Genomic DNA, 23033 nt, shown 5'->3' with positions numbered 1-23033 from the left:
GTTTAATATAAAGTAGTTTATAGCTATTTATCTATATTATTCATAAAAAATACTTTAAGAACCAAGGCTACGAACCATAAACCATGATCCACCATTTAAAAGGAAAATTAGTAGAAAAGAATCCAACAAACATTGTTGTTGAATGTAATGGAGTTGGTTATTTTGTAAATATTTCACTGCATACGTATTCTAATATTGGGGATGGAGAAAATATCCAATTGTATACCCATCTTCAAATAAAAGAAGATTCACATACATTATTTGGTTTTTATGAAAAATCTGAGCGAGAAATTTTTAGACTTTTGCTCTCTGTTTCAGGTATCGGATCTAGTACGGCAAGAACCATGTTGTCTTCCATGACTCCGTTGCAAGTTAGAGATGCAATTGCTTCAGGTAATGTGCCTGCTATTCAGTCTATAAAAGGAATTGGAGCAAAAACGGCGCAGCGTGTTATTCTTGATTTGAAGGATAAAATTCTTAAAATTTACGATATTGATGAACTTTCTACAGTTTCGAACAATACAAACAAAGATGAAGCGTTATCAGCTTTAGAGGTTCTTGGTTTTGTACGTAAGCAGTCAGAAAAAATTGTGGACAAAGTGTTAACTCAAGATTCCTCTTTAAGTGTAGAAGAGATCATTAAGCTATCACTGAAAAATTTATAATAAGTTTGGGAAAAGGGGCAAAACTAGGTTTTAAATCTATTGGATTTAGATTACTATTTATTATTTTATTGTTTTTGGGTTTTTCGCAATATAGTATTGCTCAAGATACTAACACACAAGAACAAGATTCTACAAAAACAACTGCATTTTTAGGCCGTATAGAACTTAAGAACCCCTCAAGTATTGTTTCTAAATACAGATATGATCCTAAATTAGATCGGTATATCTACACAGTTTCTGTTGGAGATTTTGATATTGATTATCCAATTATACTTACACCTGCACAGTACCAAGAACTGGTAAGGAAAGAAGAGATGAAATCTTATTTTAAAACTAAGATAGATGCTTTTGCAGGTAAAAAAGCGGGCAGTGATGAGGCACGTAAAAATTTACTCCCTAACTTTTATGTAGATAATAGTTTTTTCGAATCAATTTTTGGTGGTAATTCTATTGAAGTAATTCCACAAGGTTCGGTTGCCATGGATTTGGGATTGATATGGCAGAAAAATGATAACCCCTCTTTATCTCCAAGAAATAGAACCAATTTATCTTTTGATTTTGACCAACGTATTAGTTTAAGTTTACTAGGTAAAATAGGGGAGCGTTTGCAGGTAAATGCGAATTATGATACCGAAGCTACTTTTGATTTTCAACAAATTGTAAAATTAGAATACAACCCAACAGAAGACGATATTCTTCAGAAAATAGAAATTGGTAATGTAAGCATGCCTTTAAATAGCTCCTTAATACAAGGTGCACAAAGTCTTTTTGGTGTAAAAGCAGAATTGCAATTTGGCAAAACTAAAGTCACCACAGTATTTTCTGATCAACAATCACAAAGTTCTAGTGTAGTAGCGCAGGGTGGTGGTACTATAAATGATTTTTCTATAACAGCTTTGGATTACGAAGAGGATAAACATTTCTTTTTATCACAATTTTTTAGAGACACCTATGATAGGGCTTTAGAGAATTACCCATTTAAAAGAACATCTGTACAAATTACAAGACTAGAAGTTTGGGTAACCAATAGAGGGCAGCTAACCGATAATGTAAGAAATGTAGTTGCAATACAAGATTTAGGAGAGGCTCGCAAAGAAAAAACAAGAATAGGGATCGCAAATGGAGAACCCGCTGGGTTTTTTAATATAAATGCTGTAGGAGATTTGCCTAGGAATAACGCCAATGATTATGATCCAGCTCTTATTGGTAATGGAGGTGTTTTAACGGAATCTATTAGAGATATTGCTACGGTAGAAGCCGGATTTAATATTCCAGGCTATCCGGCAAATCAAGGCTTTGATTATGCTATTTTAGAAAATGCTCGTAAACTAGATGAATTAAGAGATTACGAATTTGATCAGCAATTAGGTTATATTTCTTTAAATCAGCGTTTAAGTAACGATGAGGTTTTGGCAGTTGCTTATCAATATACAGTTGATGGAGAAGTATTTCAGGTAGGAGAATTTGCAAATGGTGGAATAAACGCTACCACTACAACTCCAGGAGTGCAACCAGAAAACCCTATCATCAACAATAATACTTTAGTCTTAAAATTATTAAAAAGTAATATTACCAATGTGTCAGATCCTATTTGGGATTTGATGATGAAAAATATATATACAACTGGTGCTTTTAGATTAAGTCAAGAAGATTTTAGATTAAACATTTTGTATACAGACCCTACCCCAAGAAATTACATCACAAGAGTAGATGATATTGGCTGGCCAGAAGGTTTAGAACAACGTATTTTATTAGATGTGTTTAATTTAGATCGATTAAATATTTATAATGATGTACAACCCGGTGGAGATGGGTTTTTTGATTTTGTTCCTGGGATTACAGTACAGACTAATGGAGGTAGAATTATATTCAATAAAGTAGAACCTTTTGGCGAGTTTTTATTTGAAACCCTAGGAGGTGGTGTTTATGATGTAGATAATGATCAAGGTTATAATGCCAACCAAACAAAATATGTATACAGAAACTTATATGCATTAACCAAAGCAGCATCCTTAGAAAATGCAGAAAAGAATAAGTTTATCTTAAAAGGGCGTTACAAGTCCGAAGGTAATAATGGTATTCCCATAGGTGCATTTAATGTACCTAGAGGCTCTGTTAGGGTAACAGCAGGGGGAAGACAATTACAAGAAGGGATAGATTATACTGTAAATTATCAAGCAGGAACCGTACAAATCTTAGATCCAAGTTTACAAGCATCCAATACCCCTATCAATATATCTGTAGAAAACAATGCGGTATTTAGTCAGCAATCCAGACGTTTTACAGGTGTTAATGTGGAACATCAAATTAATGAGAACTTTATTTTAGGCGGTACCTTTTTAAATTTAAATGAACGCCCACAAACTCAAAAAGCAAATTTTGGGCAAGAACCAGTGAATAATACTATTTTTGGTTTTAACGGCAATTTCTCAACCGAAATGCCTTTTTTTACTCGTTTGGTCAATAAATTACCCAATATTGATACTGATGTAGCTTCTAATTTATCCATTCGTGCAGAAATAGCGACTTTATTAACGGGTTCTCCTAAAAATGATGATTTTAATGGTGAAACAACCTCCTATATAGATGATTTTGAAGGAGCACAATCTTTAATAGATATTCGTTCTTCATTGGGTTGGGCTTTAGCAAGTACACCATTAGAATTTGTACCTGGAGAGCAATTATTCGGTACTTCACCAACAGACCCAGATAATTTGCTTAATGGTTATGGAAGAGCAAAAATGGCATGGTATAGTATAGATCCTATTTTTTATGATAGAACGCGTAGACCAGATGATATTACAGATAGCGATGTATCTATAAATGCTACAAGAGCCGTTTTTATAGATGAGGTTTTTCCAGAAGTAGATCAGGCGCTAGGACAATCTAGAAGGCAAGGTACTTTAGATTTATCCTACTATCCAAATGCAAAAGGACCCTATAATAATAATCCTAATTTTGATACTACGGCGCCAGATGCAAAATGGGGCGGTATTATGAGGCAATTAAGCAGTACTAACTTTGAGCAGTCTAATGTAGAATTTGTTCAGTTTTGGGTATTAGATCCTTATGTAGATGGTACAACGACCAGCTCAGGAGAATTAGTAATTAATTTAGGAAATATATCGGAAGATATTCTAAAAGATGGTCGTAAGCAATACGAAAATGGTTTACCAGGTGTAGGAAGTACAGACTTAGTAGCCCCAACGTCTTGGGGAGAAACACCATCTACACAATCTTTAGTGTATGCTTTTGATGTAGATGAAACCAATAGAGCTTTGCAAGATGTGGGTTATGATGGTTTAAATGATGCAGATGAGGCAGCAATTTATACAAACCCTGGAGATGATCCAGCCTTAGATAATTATACGTACTTTTTAAATAGAGATGGTGGTATTTTAGAACGTTATTTAGATTTTAATAATCCAGAAGGCAATTCACCTGTAGAAGTCACCAATACCAATAGAGGATCTACAACATTACCCGATGTGGAAGATGTAGATAGGGATTTAACGATGAATACCATAAATAGTTATTTTGAATACCGTTTACAAATTAGACCTGGTACTGATATTGGTGATCAGTATGTTACTGATATTAGAGAGAATACACTTTCTGGTAATTCTATTCCTGATGGGAGTGAGGTAACAGGTAGATGGATTCAATATAAAATTCCATTAAACGATTTTACAAATGCGGTTGGTGGAATAGCTGATTTTAGATCCATCAGTTTTATGAGGATGTATCTCACAGGTTTTACAAGTGATGTAAATTTACGTTTTGCTACCTTGGATTTAGTGCGTGGAGATTGGCGTACCTATACAAGAACATTACAACCAGAAGTAGATGAGAACCCTAATGATGATAATACTGTAGTTGACGTAAATACAGTTAATATTCAGGAAAATGAAACAAGGTTACCAATTCCTTACGTTTTACCTCCAGGTGTTAATAGGGAGCAATTAAACAATAACAATACTATTATTGATCAGAACGAGCAGTCTTTATCATTTAGAATTGATAATTTGGAATCGCAAGACTCCAGAGGTGTATTTAAAAATGTGAATTTAGACGTAAGACAGTATGAGCGTATTAGAATGTTTATGCATGCCGAAGAAATTATAGAAACAGATTACCTTGATGGTGAAACTCCTTTAATAGGTTTCCTGAGAATTGGGACAGATTTTACAGATAATTTTTACCAAATAGAATTGCCTTTACAATTTACACCTCATAGTTCTAGAGAAAGTGAAGAAATTTGGCCAGATGCAAATGAATTGAATGTTAACTTATCAGATTTAAACAAGATAAAATCTGAACGTTTAAGTACTTTGTCTACAGACCCATTAAGTAATATTCGTTTTTTTGATATTATTAACGACGAAATTGTACAGGTGACTGAATTTGCGCCCAGAGCCCCCGGAGTATTACGTGTGGGTATTAGAGGAAACCCATCTTTAGGCGCTTTAACAAGTATGATGGTAGGAGTTAAAAATCAAGACGATCAGCCAGTTAGAGGAGAGGTTTGGTTTAATGAGTTACGATTAGCTGGTTTAGATAGCAATGGAGGATGGGCAGCAGTTGCTGCTATAGATGGTAATTTTGCTGACTTTGCTAATTTCTCTGCAACAGGTAGTACAAGTACATCTGGCTTTGGAGGTATAGACCAAATACCCAATGAAAGAGCAAGGGAAGATGCTGTTTCTTATGATTTAGTAACCAATGTAAATGTGGGGCAGTTATTACCGAAAAAGTGGGGCGTACAACTACCTTTTAATTATGGGATATCCGAACAACTAATTACACCAGAATTTGATCCTGTTTTTGATGATCTAAAGTTAGAAGATCGTATAGCGGCAGCTCCAGAAACTTCAGCAGATCCTGGTGTAGCTACAAAAGATCAAGTGCTAGAACAAGCACAGGATTATACAAAACGCAGAAGCTTTAATTTAATAGGGGTTAGAAAAGATAGAGCCGAAGATGCAGAGGCAAATTTTTATGATATTGAAAACTTTACGTTTAATTATTCATACAATCAAACAGAACATAGAGATTTTGAAATAGCAAACCTAACCGAGCAAGATGTTGCCACTGGTTTTGTATATGCCCATAGTTTTAAACCAGCAACAATAGCACCTTTTGCAAAAAAAGATTCCTTATTTACAGGAGCATACTGGAAATGGTTAAAAGAATTAAACGTAAATTTATTGCCAACAAGTGTTGCCTTAAATTCTAATATTAATAGAACTTTTAATCGGCAACGATTTAGAGGCGTACAAGAAAGTGAAGATTTTATCTCATTACCAGAATTGCAACAACGTAATTATTTGTTTAACTGGCAATACACTGTTAACTATAGTTTAAGTAAATCTTTAAAACTAAATTTAACTGGCTCTAATAATAATATTGTTCGAAACTACTTCAATCTAGATGAGCCAGAAGGTTCTAGAAATAGAATAAATCAAGAATTAAGAATTTGGGATGGTTTTTTTGATGTAGGGGAACCCAATAGACATGCGCAAAACATGCAACTCAACTATGAGTTGCCTTTCTCTAAAGTACCTGCCTTGGATTTTATTAGTAGCCAATATAGTTATACAAGTAACTTTAACTGGCAACGTGGAGGAGATGCATTAAATGATGTGGCAGGTGAAGATATTAATACCGTTCAAAATGCAAATACGCATACCTTATCTGCAAATCTTAATATGCAGAAATTTTACAACCTAATTGGGTTAAAGAAAGTAAAAAGAACTGGTATTAAAGAAGCTCCAGCAAAAAGGAATGCCAAATCTGGAGAAGGAGTAGTTAAAAAAGAGAGAAAAACAAGCCCATTTTTTAATACGCTTGTAGATATTGTAACGATGGTGAAACGTGTTAATTTTACCTATAATGAAACCAGTGGTAGCGTTATACCAGGATATACCCAATCTATAGGTTTTTTAGGAACGAGTAGACCAAGTTTAGGCTATGTTTTTGGAAGTCAAGACTCTGATGTTCGTTTTGAGGCAGCGCGTAACGGCTGGTTAACTACTTTTTCTGACTTTAACCAACAATACATTCAGAACACCAATAAAAGAATTAATTTTACTGCTACAGCGCAACCTATTAAAGATTTAACTATTGATATTGCTGCAGATAGACAGTTTACAAATGGTTATGAAGAGAATTTTAGAATAAACGAGGTAACTCCAGGGGACTTTAGATATGAAAATTTATTAGGAAATAACTTTGGGAATTTTAGTATTTCAACAGTCATGATTGGTACCGTTTTCAGTAAAAGTGATGAATTTAATTCAGAACTGTTTGATATATTTAAAGAAAATAGGTTAACCGTAGCCAATAGATTAGTTTCTGATAGAGGACAGGCAACTGGCCCATTAGATGAAGATGGCTTTCCACAGCGTTACAGCAAAACAAGCCAAGAAGTATTATTGCCAGCTTTCTTTGCGGCCTACACAGGCCAAAATGTAGATAGGGTTAATTTAGATGCGTTTAGAGATATTCCAATTCCTAATTGGAACTTTAAATACACTGGTTTAATGAAGAATAAATGGTTTAAAAAGAAATTTAAAAGATTCTCCTTAAGTCATGGATATAGATCTGCATTTAGTATCAATTCTTTTCAGACCAATTTAGAGAGAGTGCAGTTAATTAATAATAATGAAGATCCAATTAATTCGGAGAACCAAGATTTTTTACCAGAAAATATTATAAGTAATGTGGTGCTTACAGATGAGTTTAACCCCTTAGTACGAGTAGATTTTGAGATGAAGAATTCTATGAGCGTAGTTGCTGAGGTACGGACTAATAGAATGTTGTCTTTAAGCTTTGATAATAGTTTGCTAACAGAAATTAATGGTAGTGACTATACTATTGGACTTGGGTATCGTTTTAAAGATGTAAAATTAGTGACTAATTTTGGTGGGCAAAAAACACGTTTAAAAGGCGATTTAAACCTTAAGTTAGATGCAACACTAAGAGACAACATTACCTTTATACGAAATTTAGATATTGATGATAATCAAATCACTGCAGGGCAAAATTTACTTTCTATTAAGTTTACTGCTGATTATGCTTTGAGCAAAAATCTAAATGCATTATTTTTCTATGATCATTCTTTTTCTCAGTTTGCCGTTTCTACCGCTTTTCCGCAAACTACTATTAATGGAGGTTTTACACTTAGATATAATTTTGGGAACTAAATAAGGTATTTTAAAAGTATCTCTGTTAAATACGGTATAAAAAATCATTATTGTTGAATTTTTTAAGATATTAATTTACATTTGTTACTTAAACAAATAGAATATAGTATCATGAATTTACCATCAGAATTAAAATATACAAAAGATCATGAATGGGTTAAAATAGATGGCGATATTGCCACTGTTGGAATCACTGATTTTGCACAAGGAGAACTCGGAGATATTGTTTATGTAGAAGTGGAAACAGTTGATGAAACCTTAGATAAAGATGAAGTTTTTGGTTCTGTTGAAGCTGTAAAAACAGTTTCAGATTTATTTTTACCTGTCACAGGAGAAATTATTGAATTTAATGAAGCTTTAGAAGATGATCCAGAGAGTGTAAATACGGATCCCTATGGAGAAGGTTGGATTATTAAAGTTAAAATAAGTGATGCCTCGGAAATAGATACATTATTAAGTGATGCAGATTATAAAGCATTAATAGGTGCTTAAAGAAAAAAAAGCGACAATTTTATTTATAAGCTGGATGGTGTTCATTACATCACTCAGCTTATTTTCTTTTTCCGGAATAGAAACGCCTTCTTCATTACATATTCCTCATTTGGATAAGCTTGTGCATTTTACATTTTACTTTGGAGTGGTTGTATTAGGTGTTTTTGCCATTTGGGAGCACAAGAGGTTTGATGAAAGTACTTCTATTAAATTACTTGTCTTTGCTGTTATTTATGGTATACTTATTGAGGTAATACAATTTAGCTTTACAACAGATAGAAATGGAGATGTTCTAGATGTTTTTGCAAACAGTTTAGGAGCAATAGTTGCTTGGTGTATTGTAAACTATGTGTTAAAAAAAAGGAAAACAAAAAAAACAAAAAATAATAATTAGGATTTTTTGTAAATAAATAATTAAATTAGCTGACATTAAATTTTTGATACTATGGAATTAAAAAAGAATCCAAAAGCAGACGTAGGTAGAAATAGCGGTTTATTCTTTGTTGCCGGTTTAGCTTTAGTAATGCTTTTAACATGGCGTGCTTTGGAATATAAAAAGTATGATGATGTAAATAATTATGATACTTCTCAGAATGTAGATGATTTATTGGATGAAGAAGTGCCTATGACGGAGCAATTAAAAACGCCACCGCCACCGCCACCGCCACCAGCAGCACCTGAGGTAATTGAAGTTGTAGAAGATGATGCTGATGTTATTGAGGACGAAATTCAAGACACAGAATCTGATGAAGATACAGAGATCATTGAAGTAGAGGATGTAGAGGAAGCTGAAGTGGAAGTAGATTTAGATGTTCCTTTTGCAGTAATTGAAGATGTTCCTATTTTTCCTGGTTGTGAGAAAAAGCCAAAAAGCAAAAGAAGAGATTGTTTTCAAGAAAAAATGTTAAAACACATTAGAAAAAACTTTAGATATCCAGAAATTTCTCAAGAAATGGGTGTTCAAGGTAGAGTAAATGTAATGTTTGTGATCCAAAAAGATGGTAGTATTGGTAATGTTAGAATGCGTGGTCCAGACAAAAATTTAGAGAAAGAAGCTGCAAGAATTATTGGGAAACTTCCTAAAATGACACCTGGTAAGCAAAGAGGTAGAGCAGTACGAGTTCCTTTTAGTATTCCAATTACGTTTAAGTTACAAAACTAGATAGTTTTTAAATTTAGTTTTACAATATATTTTAAATTAAAATCCCGAGCCTAGGCTCGGGATTTTTTTTTGGTACGTTTCTTGTGTTTTAACAAAATAGTAACAACATAAAAAATGTACTATTATGAGTAAAAACAGTAAAAATACTGAAAGCGCCCACGGGAATGGGAACTTCACTGAAACATTCAAAAAAGTAAACTCCAAAGGGAGCAAACATGATGCGAATTTACGAAAAAACGGTTTCTTGCATTTTCAAATAGGCTTAATACTGGCTATGGTATTGGTTTATTTTGGATTAGAAATGGCTTTTGATAAATTTCAACAGCAAGCAAATGTGGAACACGAAGATATCGTAGAACTTGTTGAGCCTCCAACACCTACATTTAAAATTGAAAAAGTAGTAGTGAAACAGAAAGTTCAAAAAAAGCCTAAGACAATAGACAAGATTAAAGTTGTTCCAGACATAATAGAACTTCCTACAGAGATCGAGAAAAACATTGAGCCAACAGTTGATCCTAACGCTGGTAAATTAGACCCTAACGCTATTGTAGTTCCAGATGATGATTTTGTTGAAGATATTAAAGTTCCTTTTGCAGTTTTAGAAGAAGTGCCTGTATTTCCAGGATGTGAGAAAGTAGCAAAAAGCAAACGCAAAGCCTGTTTTGAAGAAAGTATGCAAAAGCATATTAAAAAGAACTTTAGATATCCAGATTCTGCTATAGATATGCAACAACAAGGTAAGGTTTATACTACGTTTACAATTGGTAAAACAGGTCTAATAGAAGATGTAAGAATGCGTGGGCCTCATAAGATATTAGAAAAAGAAGCAGCTCGTATTATAGATAAACTTCCACAGATGACACCAGGTAAGCAACGGCAACAACCAGTAAGAGTTTCTTTTAGTATACCAATAACATTTAAACTAAGCCAATAGAAGTACTTTTAAGTGCAAAACCAAAAAAAATCCCTAAGCATAAGATGCTTAGGGATTTTTAATTCTTACGACAATCGTTTTATTTCTTTAAGCTGCTATATAACGTAGTTCTCATAAACTCTGGCTTAATAAAACCTGTTCCATATACAGCATCATACTTAGCGGTAAGCGAACTATCTGCTTTTACTTCTTCTAAAGTTTTTCCTGCTTTTATGGCTTTTAACATAATGTTTTTTAAATCTTCTAGCATTGCAACGCTTTCAGTTAATTCTTTTTTGTTAGATAACTTTCCATGACCCGGAATAATTTTGGTAGCATCATTTGCCAGTAATAAAGCCTTTTTTTGAGCATTAATATAGCCCTCTACACTACCTCCGCTTTTTAAGTCTATATAGGGGTAACGTTGTGTAAAATAGGTGTCACCCATATGAATTACATTGTTTTCAACAAAATATACTATAGCATCACCATCTGTATGGGCATTATGAACATGAAAACCCATAATAGTTTCATCACCATCATGAAAAGTAATATCATTAGAAAAAGTAAGTTCAGGGAGCATTTTTTTAGCAGTTGCAACATCTATTTTTTTAGCATCTATATTTTTTGCTGTATTTTCTGCAATTCTAGTTCTTACTTTATCATGAGCAACTATAGTAGTATGTCCAGTATTAAAATTTGCATTTCCACCGCTATGATCGCCATGCATGTGTGTGTTAAATAAAAATGCAATAGGCTTGTCTGTAATACTGGTGATGGTTGCTTTGAGTCTGTCACTTAAATTTGCAAACTGATCATCTATCATAAAAACATTTTTTTCACCTTTAAAGATACCAATGTTTCCACCTCGTCCAGTGATCATTGAGATGTCATCTGTTACCTTATCAATAGTAATAGTAACTTCTTTCTGCTGAGCAGAACCTATAAAAGAGAAAAATATATGAACCCCTATAAGTGCTAATGCTTTTTTAATTTTCATGATATGTGTCTATTTTTTTATTTGTTGGACACTTAGTCGTAAGTTTTTTTAAAAATTGATAAACATATGTAATTGGTTGCAAAAATACCTTTCTGGGCGTATCTTTGCAGCCTGTAAAAAATGCAAATGAAAACTGCTGTTAGTATGGCAAAAAGCACTTCTTGGTCTTTGGTTTTTGCTGATTTTAAGGAGATTACCAAAGCTAGACTTTCTGTAAGTGTTGTTTTTTCTTCTATTATAGGCTACTTGTTAGGTGCTCCAGAAATACAAGCATCAGCAATTGTATTGTTAGCATTTGGTGGCTATTGTATGGTAGGTGCTTCTAATGCATACAATCAAATTATAGAAAAAGACTTAGATGTATTAATGAATAGGACAAAAAATAGGCCTATTCCTGCTGGTAGAATGTCTGTTAAAGCAGCATTAACCATAGCAATAGTATTAACCATATTGGGGATTATAGCTTTATATTTTTTAAACCCAATAACTGCAATGTTTGGAGCAATTTCCATTTTTTTATACACTAGTGCTTATACGCCTCTTAAAACAAAAACGCCATTGGCTGTATTTGTTGGGGCAATACCAGGTGCAATTCCGTTTATGTTAGGTTGGGTAGCGGCAACTAATGATTTTGGGATAGAACCAGGCACCTTGTTTATGATTCAATTTTTTTGGCAATTCCCTCATTTTTGGGCATTAGGTTGGATGTTAGATGAAGATTATAAAAAAGGAGGTTTTAAAATGTTGCCAACAGGTAAAAAAGATACTGGCACAGCATTACAAATTATAATGTATACTATTTGGATGATAGTGATATCTATAGTTCCTGTATTTGGAATTACTGGAGCATTACAACTATCAATCACCGCAGCTATACTTGTTTTTTTAATGGGACTTGTAATGCTATTTTTTGCATTCCGCTTATATGAAAAAAGAGATAATGCAACAGCAAAAAAATTAATGTTAGCGAGTGTAAGTTATATTACGCTGATGCCAATAGTATATGTCATAGATAAATTTATAGTCACTTTTTTTTAAAGGACAACTATAGTCTTATTTGAGACAAAATATTGATATATAATAAGTAGTATTAAATGAATTTAACAGAAGGCACAAATCAAGAAAAAGTAAATAGGTCAAAAAAAATGATGCTATGGTTTGGCGTTGTTAGTCTATTAATGACTTTTGCTGGTTGGACAAGTGCATATATTGTAAGTAGTGCAAGAGAAGATTGGTTGCATAATTTTAATTTGCCACCAGCGTTTTATATAAGCACAGGGGTTTTAGTGGCGAGCAGTCTTAGCTATATTTTAGCGCAAAGAGCTATGAAATCTGATAAAAGTAAAATGTGTACACTATTTTTATTGGTAACTTTAGGATTAGGGATTGTATTTATCTTTTTTCAGTTTAAAGGTTTTTCAGAAATTACAGATCAAGGGTATTACTTTACAGGACCTTCTAGCAGTATTACTACCTCTTATATTTTTTTAATAGCCATGGTGCATATTCTGCATGTAATTGCTGGTATTATTTCATTACTAGTTGTGGTGGTAAATCAGTTTAGAGGCAAGTATACACCAACAAATATGTTAGGGATAGAATTAGGAGCAACTTTTTGGCATTTCTTAGATTTGCTTTGGGTGTATTTAATGTTATTTTTTGCATTCTATAAGCCTTAAAAAAGAAATAATATAGATTCTTAGGCGTTCTTTGGTAGAAAGAAGTGTAAAATCTTAATTTTTTCTAAATTTTTTGAAAAACAAGGATTTTGTTTGCATGAAAAAGATGTAAATTTGTAAAAATTTTTAATAAAGCGAAATTATATTTATGGATACTACGGTAAAAACGGGAGAGGACGAAAATGTATGGGGTGGCGGTAATCAGCCACTTGGAGCGAGTTATGGAAAAATGATGATGTGGTTTTTCATTGTTTCTGATGCTTTAACCTTTTCAGGTTTTCTAGTTTCATATGGTTTTTCAAGGTTTAAATTTATAGAAACGTGGCCTATTGCCGATCAAGTATTTACCCACGTTCCGTTTACTCATGAAAGTTATCCCATGATCTACGTAGCATTTATGACATTTGTTTTAATAATGTCTTCTGTAACTATGGTTTTGGCAGTAGATGCGGGTCATAAAATGCAAAAAAATAAAGTCATCTGGATGATGTTCTTTACCATTATTGGTGGGGCTATATTTGTTGGTTCTCAGGCTTGGGAGTGGAATACATTTATAAAAGGAGATCATGGCGCTTTAGAAACCAAGGGAGGAAGAATTTTACAGTTTGTAAAACAAAATGGTGATGCAGTAGAGCATGTGTCAATCGCAAGTTTCTCTAAAGAATTAGCAAGTGAACGAGTAAACCATGAACGTAAAAACGGTATTTGGTATTCAGATGAAACTGCTTTGCCAAGTTATAGCGTAAAAGAAGTTATTGCTGGGTTTAAAGCAAATTCGGATCTTTTAATCCGTACAGAACAAATTAATGATGAAGGAGAAAAAACTGTACTGTCTAGAACAGCATCTTTAAAGAAATTAAACGATGCAGTAGCTGTTGTAGAAGGTGCTAATTTGGTGCATAACGAATATGGAAGTAGGTTGTTTGCAGATTTCTTTTTCTTTATTACTGGTTTCCACGGTTTCCACGTATTCTCAGGAGTATTAATTAATATTATTATTTTCTTTAATGTTATTTTAGGAACCTACGAGAAAAGACGTAGTTATGAAATGGTAGAAAAAGTTGGTTTGTATTGGCACTTTGTAGATTTGGTATGGGTATTTGTATTTACCTTTTTCTACTTGGTGTAAATTAAAATTAAGAATTGTATGCGTTAAGCGCAGATATAAAAATAAAGATTACAAAAAATGGGACATAATTTAGTAATATTTAGAGGTCTAGTTAAATTTAAATCGAACACACAAAAAATTTGGGGTGTACTTATATTCTTAACAATTATAACTGCAATAGAAGTTGTTTTAGGAATTATTAAGCCAGAGTCTTTAATAAAATCCACTTTTTTAGGGATGAAAGGCTTAAACTGGGTGTTTATTATCCTAACTCTAGTAAAAGCATACTATATTGCTTGGGATTTTATGCACTTAAGGGATGAAAAAAGTGCTTTAAGAAGAGCTATTGTTTGGACTCCAATATTTCTAGTAAGCTATTTAGCTTTTATATTACTAATAGAAGCCGATTATATTTACGAAATATATAAAGATGGTTTTGTAAAATGGAACTTTTAGCATCATATAATGTTATAATAAATCATAAAAAAGACGGTTTTAAAGACCGTCTTTTTTATTTTTGTATACCTATGTTTTTATAATTATTTAGTACAATTATAGTATTTATCTTAAATTAATTTTAGGCACTGTTTACAACATACTAATTACTATGAAAAAGACCTTTGTTTTAGTTATACTTTTTATTCTTCCTTTAGTTGCCTATCTCTTTTTTGCTTCGGGCGTCAATAACTTTGGGAAATTACCAATACTTACCGAAAACGTAAATGACATTAATGCAATAGATGATGCTGTTACTTTAAAAGATAAGATCAGTGTTTTAGGTTTTTTAGGTAATGATATAGAATTAAAAAAAGGAAATGCATTTAATCTTAATCAAAAAATCTATAACAGGTTTTATGAGTTTAATGATTTTCAGTTTGTAATGTTAGTTCCAAAAGGAAATGAAAGTAAAATAAAAGCTTTAAAAAAAGATTTAGCAAACTTAAATGATATTAGCAAATGGAAATTTGTCTATGCAACAGCTGAAGAAATTAAAAATACATTTAATAGCTTAAAAACCAATTTAGCCTTAGATACAAATTTAGGAACACCTTATGTTTTTATTATAGATAAAGATGGCAACCTAAGAGGGCGAAAAAAGGAAGAAAAAGAACCTGTTTTATATGGTTTTAATACCACTTCTGTGGCAGAATTAAATAATAAGATGGAAGATGATGTTAAAATTATTTTAGCGGAATACAGAATGGCACTTAAGAAAAACAATGCAGATAGATAGCTTATGAAAAAGAATAATTATACCTATATCTGGGTTTCTTTCATAGTTTTAATCTTTGGGATTATAGCAATACCAAGAATTATAGAGAGAATAAATAAAGGAACAGTTGTAGAAAATGATAGGATGAATGTAAGAGACAATAGTGGTAGCTTATCTTATATTGAAACTATTGATAGTATTGGACAGAAAACAAAACGTAAAGTGCCATCTTTTACATTTATGAATCAAGATAGTTTATTAATATCTAATGAAGATTATAAGGGGAAAGTACATGTTGTTGAATTCTTTTTTACCACTTGTCCTACGATCTGCCCAATAATGACAAAAAACCTAGTTAAAATTCAAGAAGAATTTAAAACGCTTGAAAACTTTGGAATAGCATCCTTTACTATAAATTCTAGATACGATACACCTAGGGTTTTAAAAGAGTATACCGCAAAATATGGTATAACGGATCTAGATTGGAATTTATTAACCGGTGATAGCAAAGAGATATATAATTTGGCTAATGCCGGCTTTAATATCTATGTTGACGAAAAGGCTGATGCTCCAGGAGGTTTTGAACATTCTGGAATGTTTGCTTTAATAGATAAAAAAGGATACATCCGCTCTAGAGTAGATAAATTTGGAAACCCTATTATTTATTATAGAGGAACTATAACAGAAGAAGAAGGCCAGAATGATGAGGGTGAAACAGAACAAATTAGTTTGTTAAAAGCAGATATTAAAAAATTATTGGAAGAATAAATATGGATGAAAAAACTATAAAAGAGAAAAAGTTTAATAAACTAATCACTATAGTTTCTATTGTAGTACCCATAGTAGTAGCATTATTATTTGGTGTTAAAATACCAAATGTAAAACCCTTAAGTTTTTTACCTCCTATTTATGCAAGTATTAATGGTTTTACTGCAATTACTCTTATAGTTGCCTTAGTCGCAATTAAAAATGGAAAAAAAGCTTTACATCAAAAGTTAATGACCACTTGTATAGCATTATCTTTAGTGTTTTTATTCATGTACATTGCTTATCATATGACATCAGATTCTACTTCATTTGGTGGAGAAGGAATTATTAAGTATGTATACCTGTTTATTTTAATCACACATATTATACTTTCAATCATTATTATTCCTTTAGTATTAAGAACTTATGCAAAAGCATATTTAAAGCAATATGAGGCACATAAAAAATTAGCCAGAATTACATTTCCCATCTGGTTATATGTAGCCATTACAGGAGTGGTGGTTTATCTAATGATTTCTCCATATTATGTACATTAATTTTGAGTTGTAAAATGAAAAAAGTAGCATACATATTATTTTTCTTATTATTTCTTATTCCGCAATTATCAGAGGCGCAATGTGCTATGTGTAGAGCTGTTTTAGAGAGTGAAGAAGGTAATGCTACAGCTAAAGGTGTAAATAATGGTATTATTTATTTAATGGCTATTCCATATATCTTGGTTGCCGGACTTTTCTTTTTTGTTTTTAAAAAGATGAAAAAATAATCACACCTATTTTTTTAACGTTTTTTTAAGAATTTTACTGTAACAAATTAAGCTTTTATGTAGTCTATATAACAAGTAGGGTTTGGAGGCTTACTTATAAACTAACAAAAGCGAAACAAATGTTCGATATTGAAAGATGGCAAGAGATCTTTGACACTATCCGTAAGAACAAACTACGCACTTTTTTAACTGGACTCTCTGTTGCCTCTGGAATATTTATTCTCGTTATTTTATTGGGCCTTGGGCAAGGCATGCAAAATGGTATTGCTGAAGAATTTAAAGAAGACGCTGCTACTAGTATTTGGGTATGGCCAAGACGAACTACTAAAGAGTATAAAGGCTTAAACCCTGGAAGAAGAATACAACTAAGAAATGAAAATTTTGAAACGGTATCCATAGCTATGAGTGATGGCTATGAAAAAGCCTCTATGTTATACTTTCCTAGAAATGTTCAGGTAGTTTACAAAAATGATAACCTTCCCTACAATGTAGTAGGTACCAATGGTGACTTGCAAACAATAGAAAACGAATTTTTATCAGCTGGTCGGTATATCAATCATACAGATGTTCATGAGAATGCTAAAGTTGCGGTAATTAGTAATAAAATTAGAAGAGAAGTTTTTAAGGATGTAGAAACTCCGTTAGGAGAATACTTAACTATTTCGGGAGCGGGTTTTAGAATTATAGGTGTTTTTGGAGAGTATGGAAAAAATGAAGGTGAAGAAGAGCGCATTTTTATTCCGATAACTACAGCACAGCTTACTTTTAATGGAGGAGATAAGCTCAATAATATGAATTTTATGCTTCCAGAATTAGCTTCATATGATGCTACAATAGCAAAAAATGAAGCATTTACAGAAGAGTTATTAGCGTATTTAAAACAAAAACATAAAGTAGCTCCAGAAGACAAAGCTGCTATTCGTATTTGGAACCCAATCCAAGAAGCAAAACGCTATTATTCTTTAATAGGAGGAATAAAAGCTTTCTTTTGGGGGGTTGGGTTTTTTACGATTATTGCAGGTGTAGTAAGCGTAAGTAATATTATGTTAATTGTAGTAAAAGAACGGACAAGAGAAATAGGTATCCGTAAAGCCTTGGGTGCTAAACCTTGGTCTATTATAGGTATGATTATGCACGAAGCTATTTTTGTAACTGCAATTGCAGGATTTACAGGACTAATTTTTAGTATGGGATTGTTAGAACTTATTGGTCCTAGTGTAAAAGTAGATTACATTATGAATCCATCTGTAAACTTTAATGTAGCCTTTTCAACCGTAATATTATTAATTATTGCAGGAGCAATAGCAGGTTTTTTTCCTGCTTGGAAAGCCGTAAAAGTCCAAGTTATTGAGGCCTTACGTGATGAATAATCGATATAAATTAAAAGAAAAAAGAACACATAAATATATAAGCGTTAAAGCTTAACAAACCAAAAAGATGTTTAGTAAAGATCGTTGGAAAGAAATTTTAGAAGTACTCTCTAGTAATATGCTAAGAACGGTTGCTACCGCTTTTGGTGTAGGTTGGGGTATTTTTATTCTTATTATTTTGCTGGCAGCGGGTAAAGGTTTAGAAAATGGAGTAAAACAAGATTTTAATGGTGTAGCCACAAATACGATGTTTATGTGGACAAGGCCTACATCTATGCCTTATGAAGGACTTCCTGAAGGTAGAAGTTTTAATTTTAAATTAGAAGATGTAGCATTAATTAAAAGAAATGTACCGCAATTAAGAATTGTTTCTCCTAGAAATAGCTCAGGAAGGCAAAGTAATGTTGATAATGTTATTAGAGGATTAGAAAGTGGAAGTTATAGAGTTTTTGGAGATTATCCTGAAATTATTGAGCAAAGACCTATTTATGTTGTGCATGGAAGATTCCTAAACTACAATGACATAAGAGAAAACCGAAAGACTGTTGTTATAGGTGATGGTATACGCCAAGATCTATATAAAAAAGATGAAGAAGTTTTAGGAACTTACATAAAAATAAATGGTATTAGTTTTATGGTTGTAGGTACTTATAAAGAAAAAACAAACAATGGGGGAGGAGAAAATAGCGAAAGAGAAATTTTTATGCCTTTTACTACTTTTTCGCAAGCATTTAATAGATCAGATAATGTAGGTTGGATGGCCATTACTGCTAAAGATGGAAGTTCTATAAGTAGCCTTAGTGAAACCATTGTTCAACTGGTTAAGGAAAGTAGAAAAGTACATCCTGATGATAAACGTGCTATAGGCTTTTTTGATTTGTATCAACAGTTCAATAGAGTAGAAAGCTTGTTTGGAGCATTACAATTTGTAGCATATTTTGTTGGAATTCTAGTGTTATTATCTGGAATTATTGGAATAAGTAATATTATGCTAATTGTAATTAAAGAGCGAACAAAAGAAATAGGGATTCGTAGAGCCCTTGGTGAAAGCCCTTGGTCTATAAAACTCCAAATATTAATGGAGTCTATTTTTTTAACTATTATATCAGGAATGGTCGGTATTATTTTTGGAGCATTGCTTATTTATGGAATTAATACATTGTTAGATAGTGTAGGCCCTGTAGATATGTTTCTAAACCCAAGTGTAAGCGTAGGAGTAATTCTTGTAGCACTTACGATACTTGTTGTTTCTGGACTTTTAGCAGGTTTTATACCTGCTAATGGAGCTATAAAAGTGAGGCCTATAGAAGCATTAAGAACAGAATAATAGAATACATAAACATCAATCAACATTATAACATAAAATGAAAAAATCAGTAACCAGAATCCTCTTATTTCTTATTCTCCTTGTCTTTGGAGCTGCTATGTACTATTTATATCAAAAAAATGCTGAAGATCCAGTAGTTTATAAAACGGAACAAGCATCTAAACGAAATATTATCAAAAAAACGGTAGCAACAGGAAGTATTTTACCTTTGGAAGAAGTATTAATAAAACCTAATATTTCTGGAGTTATAGAAGAAATTTATGTTGAAGGAGGAGATGAGATAAAATCTGGCGATTTATTAGCTAAAATTAAGATTGTACCTAATTTAAATGCACTTAACGATGCTAAAAACACTATAGATGAAATGATGATAGGGCTATTCGATCAAAAGCGTAATTATGAGAGGCAAAAAGTGTTATTCGATAAAGGAGTGATTTCTAGAGTAGATTTAGAACGTGCACAAGTAACTTTAGATCAAGCAAAACAATCTTATAATGCAGCAAATAAAAGATATGATATTGTAAAAACAGGAACCACAAAAGGTTTTGGTAAAGCTGCAAACACACTTATTAGGGCTACGGTAAGTGGGATGGTTTTAGAAGTTCCAGTAGAAGTAGGGAATCAGGTAATTGAAAGCAATAATTTTAATGAAGGAACTACCATTGCAGCTATTGCAGATGTAAATAAAATGATTTTTGAAGGAAAGGTAGATGAATCTGAAGTAGGGAAAATAAAAGAAGATTTACCTCTAGAAATTACAGTAGGAGCTATAGAAGATTTAAAATTTGATGCAGTCTTAGATTATATCGCTCCTAAGGGTAAAGAGGAAAATGGCGCAATTCAGTTTGAAATAAAGGGAACTTTAAAAAAACAAGATTCGGTCTTTATTAGGGCAGGATTAAGTGCCAATGCTTCAATTATTTTAGCAAGAGTAGATAGTGTTTTAGCCATAAAAGAAGCATTAGTACAATTTGAAGATAAGACAAAGAAGCCCTTTGTAGAAATTGAAAAGGGAGATGCCAAATTTGAAAAGAAATATTTGGAATTGGGAATTAGCGATGGAATTTACGTAGAAGTTAAGTCAGGAGTAACATCTAGTGATAAGATAAAAGTCTGGAATAAAATAGAAGAAGAAAAGAAAAAAGAAGATAATTAATATATTAAGTTAAATAAACGCTCTTTTCAACAGAATTTTGGTTACATATCCTCAGTCCTTGTCTCAATCATTTATATTATAAATATATTTATTATCTACAGTTAAGAATACATAACTAAAATTTATAATATTATTTTGAAAAATAATATTATAAATTTTAGTTATGTAAAACAATAAAATTAATTATTTGAATTTATTACAAATACTACTTGTTGTCAATCGTGTCCGATCTCTACCTCCTTGGGGATTGTTACCTGCTGTAAGAGTGTCAATTTTTGTGTTTCCAGTAAATGTTGCAGTATATGGTTCTTTGTGGTATGGTTTCCCACCCCATATTTGATTTAAATTGGTGAGTTTTGTGATTTGTTTTTTGTCTAAATCTAGACTTTCAAATTTCTTGTGTTTCATAATTTCTTAAGTTTAATTTGTATGATTCTATCTTTTTATAAATATAGCTAAGAAACTATCAAATACTTAGTATTGTCGACCAAAATTCATGAATTTCGATAACTTGCTACGCTATGTTTTGATTTATACTTTCTTTCTTTTTTAATTGTTTAATAAAATAAGAAGGATAGAGTTTTGTGTTTTTAAGAAATGCTTTAGTAAACGATTCAGAATTATTAAAGCCTACCTCATTAGCAATAGCTTTTATGGTATATTCACGTAACTTAGGTTGTTCCTTTAGCGCTTCTATAGTATAAGAAATACGTAAATCTGAGATATAAGTGCTAAAGTTTTTGTTTTTGTATATATTTATAATTTTTGAAAGATAGTTGCTGTTTGTTTCTAATTTTTTAGCCATAGCATTAAGCGTCATAGCGGAATCTAGATACTCATATTTTTTTTCAAAAACGACAATTTTTTCTAAAATCTCGTCAATAAGATGTTCTGGGATGCTATTTGTTACTTCTTTATCTTTTTTAACAACTGTTAAAACTGGAACTTTATTTTTCAATAACTCTTCAAAACGTTTTTTATCTTTTAATCTTTTGGCATAGTAGTATATAGCAATAATAAGAAATATGAGACTTAAAAAAATAAGAAAATAAACTGTTCTTGTTTTTTTAGTACCACCTTCTTTTAATTTTTTAATTAGCTTGTCTTTCTCCTTTGTTAGTTTAGGAATATCATATTCTGATAATAAAGTTTTATTTAAGTAAGTATTTTCACTATACAAAATGCTATCAAAATTTATTAACTTTTCTAAATAATTTAGTTGATTTTCAGTGTCTTCTTTTTCTTTATAATAATTAAAAAGGATATTATAATTTTCTTTCAATTCTATCATAAATATCCCTTTATTCTGTATAATGGTATCCACCTTTTTAAATTGCTCCAATGCTTTACTCCACTCATTTAACTTCATATGACTTTTGCCTAAATAGAGATGAGTTATAGCTAAGTCAAAACTGTCTTGAGATTTTTTTATTAAAGGCAGATATTTTGTGATGGAATCTCTAGAATCTTTATATTTTCCTAATGTATAATTTATTTCGCCAGCTACAATTTTAGCTTCGTTAAAATGATATGGACTTTTATATTTTTTTGCTTCTTTAATAGCAAGATCAGTATAATAAGTAGCAGAATCTGTTTGCTTTAGATGCCAATACGTAATTGCCAATGCGTTTGTACATGTTAAATAACTATATGGAGAACTAGTGTCTAAATTATTAACCTCATATTGGTACGTTTTTTGAAATGAAACTAAAGCATCTTTATAGTCTCCAATCCTCATTTTTACTAAACCTATAGAATAATCAATTTCTGAAAATAATAAATATTGGTTTAAACTATCTGCAATTTTTTTTGCTTTAATATAGCTGTTTAAAGTACTTTTATATTTTCCTGCTTGATAATGTAAACCGCCTTCTTGTAGGTGAATTGTTGCATAATAATATTCTGGAGCATAAATAAAAGCACTATCAATATATGCCAAAGATGTTTTGTACGAGTTTACATAAGACAAGAAATAGAAAGCATCTGTTATTTTAAGACTATCTTTATTCTTTATTCCTTTTTTTAAGTAGACGTTGGCATAGATATTTGCCTTAATACTATCATTATCATTATAGTGTTTACCATAACTTTCAGCTAAATAATCATAGCTTTTTAATTGTAAAGAATCAATATTTACAATATTTTCTTGTGCAGAAATAGTATTAAGTATTAAAATTTTTAGGGTTAAGAATATACTAAGGTGTTTTTTCAT

At 31.8% G+C, this 23033-nt stretch carries 20 protein-coding genes; 17 read left to right on the top strand and 3 right to left on the bottom strand.

The window, feature by feature from the left end:
- Positions 1–83: 83 nt before the first annotated feature.
- The 6 genes from ruvA (at position 84) to ACZ451_RS01315 (ending at position 10458) form a co-directional block, all read left to right on the top strand.
- Positions 84–665, top strand: a complete 582-nt coding sequence (gene ruvA, locus ACZ451_RS01340; protein WP_464215275.1) for a Holliday junction branch migration protein RuvA — start codon at positions 84–86, stop codon at positions 663–665.
- 5 nt (positions 666–670) lie between these two features.
- Complete coding sequence (sov, locus tag ACZ451_RS01335; RefSeq protein WP_464215274.1) at positions 671–7870, top strand: T9SS outer membrane translocon Sov/SprA; 7200 nt, start codon at positions 671–673, stop codon at positions 7868–7870.
- 111 nt (positions 7871–7981) lie between these two features.
- Complete coding sequence (gene gcvH, locus ACZ451_RS01330) at positions 7982–8362, top strand: glycine cleavage system protein GcvH (RefSeq protein WP_464215273.1); 381 nt, start codon at positions 7982–7984, stop codon at positions 8360–8362.
- A complete protein-coding gene (locus ACZ451_RS01325; RefSeq protein WP_464215272.1) occupies positions 8355–8756 on the top strand; it encodes a VanZ family protein in 402 nt (133 codons plus the stop codon). The genes gcvH and ACZ451_RS01325 overlap by 8 nt, the downstream gene beginning before the upstream one ends.
- A gap of 51 nt (positions 8757–8807) precedes the next feature.
- A complete protein-coding gene (locus ACZ451_RS01320; protein WP_464215270.1) occupies positions 8808–9524 on the top strand; it encodes an energy transducer TonB in 717 nt (238 codons plus the stop codon).
- 124 nt (positions 9525–9648) lie between these two features.
- A complete protein-coding gene (locus ACZ451_RS01315; RefSeq protein WP_464215269.1) occupies positions 9649–10458 on the top strand; it encodes an energy transducer TonB in 810 nt (269 codons plus the stop codon).
- A 79-nt stretch (positions 10459–10537) separates the two neighbouring features.
- Here ACZ451_RS01315 and ACZ451_RS01310 read toward each other — a convergent pair whose 3' ends face one another.
- Positions 10538–11437, bottom strand: coding sequence for an MBL fold metallo-hydrolase (locus ACZ451_RS01310; protein ID WP_464215268.1), 900 nt, complete (start codon positions 11435–11437; stop codon positions 10538–10540).
- Between the two features lie 126 nt (positions 11438–11563).
- On the opposite strand from ACZ451_RS01310, the gene cyoE reads away from it, so the two are divergent.
- The 11 genes from cyoE to ACZ451_RS01255 all read left to right on the top strand — a co-directional run bounded on the left by cyoE (position 11564) and on the right by ACZ451_RS01255 (position 20821).
- Positions 11564–12475, top strand: coding sequence for a heme o synthase (gene cyoE / locus ACZ451_RS01305; RefSeq protein WP_464216882.1), 912 nt, complete (start codon positions 11564–11566; stop codon positions 12473–12475).
- A 56-nt stretch (positions 12476–12531) separates the two neighbouring features.
- Positions 12532–13116: a cytochrome c oxidase subunit 3 gene (locus ACZ451_RS01300; RefSeq protein WP_464215267.1), complete on the top strand. Its 585-nt coding sequence runs from the start codon at positions 12532–12534 to the stop codon at positions 13114–13116.
- A gap of 148 nt (positions 13117–13264) precedes the next feature.
- Complete coding sequence (locus tag ACZ451_RS01295; protein WP_464215266.1) at positions 13265–14245, top strand: cytochrome c oxidase subunit 3; 981 nt, start codon at positions 13265–13267, stop codon at positions 14243–14245.
- Between the two features lie 57 nt (positions 14246–14302).
- Positions 14303–14680, top strand: coding sequence for a cytochrome C oxidase subunit IV family protein (locus ACZ451_RS01290; protein ID WP_464215265.1), 378 nt, complete (start codon positions 14303–14305; stop codon positions 14678–14680).
- A gap of 151 nt (positions 14681–14831) precedes the next feature.
- Positions 14832–15458 carry a hypothetical protein gene (locus ACZ451_RS01285; protein WP_464215264.1) on the top strand — a complete coding sequence of 209 codons (627 nt, stop codon included), beginning with the start codon at positions 14832–14834 and terminating at the stop codon, positions 15456–15458.
- A 3-nt stretch (positions 15459–15461) separates the two neighbouring features.
- Entirely contained in the window at positions 15462–16205 is a 744-nt protein-coding gene (locus ACZ451_RS01280; RefSeq protein WP_464215263.1) for an SCO family protein, read from the top strand.
- A 2-nt stretch (positions 16206–16207) separates the two neighbouring features.
- On the top strand, positions 16208–16741 hold the full coding sequence (locus ACZ451_RS01275) for a DUF420 domain-containing protein (RefSeq protein WP_464215262.1): 534 nt from the start codon (positions 16208–16210) through the stop codon (positions 16739–16741).
- Positions 16742–16755: 14 nt separating this feature from the next.
- Positions 16756–16968 carry a hypothetical protein gene (locus ACZ451_RS01270; RefSeq protein ID WP_464215261.1) on the top strand — a complete coding sequence of 71 codons (213 nt, stop codon included), beginning with the start codon at positions 16756–16758 and terminating at the stop codon, positions 16966–16968.
- A gap of 119 nt (positions 16969–17087) precedes the next feature.
- The gene (locus tag ACZ451_RS01265) at positions 17088–18338 is read left to right on the top strand and encodes an ABC transporter permease (protein ID WP_464215260.1); all 1251 of its coding nucleotides are present in this window, start codon (positions 17088–17090) and stop codon (positions 18336–18338) included.
- A 67-nt stretch (positions 18339–18405) separates the two neighbouring features.
- Positions 18406–19665, top strand: coding sequence for an ABC transporter permease (locus ACZ451_RS01260; RefSeq protein WP_464215259.1), 1260 nt, complete (start codon positions 18406–18408; stop codon positions 19663–19665).
- A gap of 37 nt (positions 19666–19702) precedes the next feature.
- A complete protein-coding gene (locus ACZ451_RS01255; protein ID WP_464215258.1) occupies positions 19703–20821 on the top strand; it encodes an efflux RND transporter periplasmic adaptor subunit in 1119 nt (372 codons plus the stop codon).
- Between the two features lie 183 nt (positions 20822–21004).
- On the opposite strand, the gene ACZ451_RS01250 is transcribed toward ACZ451_RS01255, so the two are convergent.
- Positions 21005–21229: a hypothetical protein gene (locus tag ACZ451_RS01250; protein ID WP_464215257.1), complete on the bottom strand. Its 225-nt coding sequence runs from the start codon at positions 21227–21229 to the stop codon at positions 21005–21007.
- A gap of 106 nt (positions 21230–21335) precedes the next feature.
- Entirely contained in the window at positions 21336–23033 is a 1698-nt protein-coding gene (locus ACZ451_RS01245; protein ID WP_464215256.1) for a helix-turn-helix domain-containing protein, read from the bottom strand.

The organism is Allocellulophaga tsushimaensis (assembly GCF_055383085.1).
Note: the sequence above shows the minus strand (reverse complement) of the source record. Positions and strands in the feature narration are given on the sequence as shown.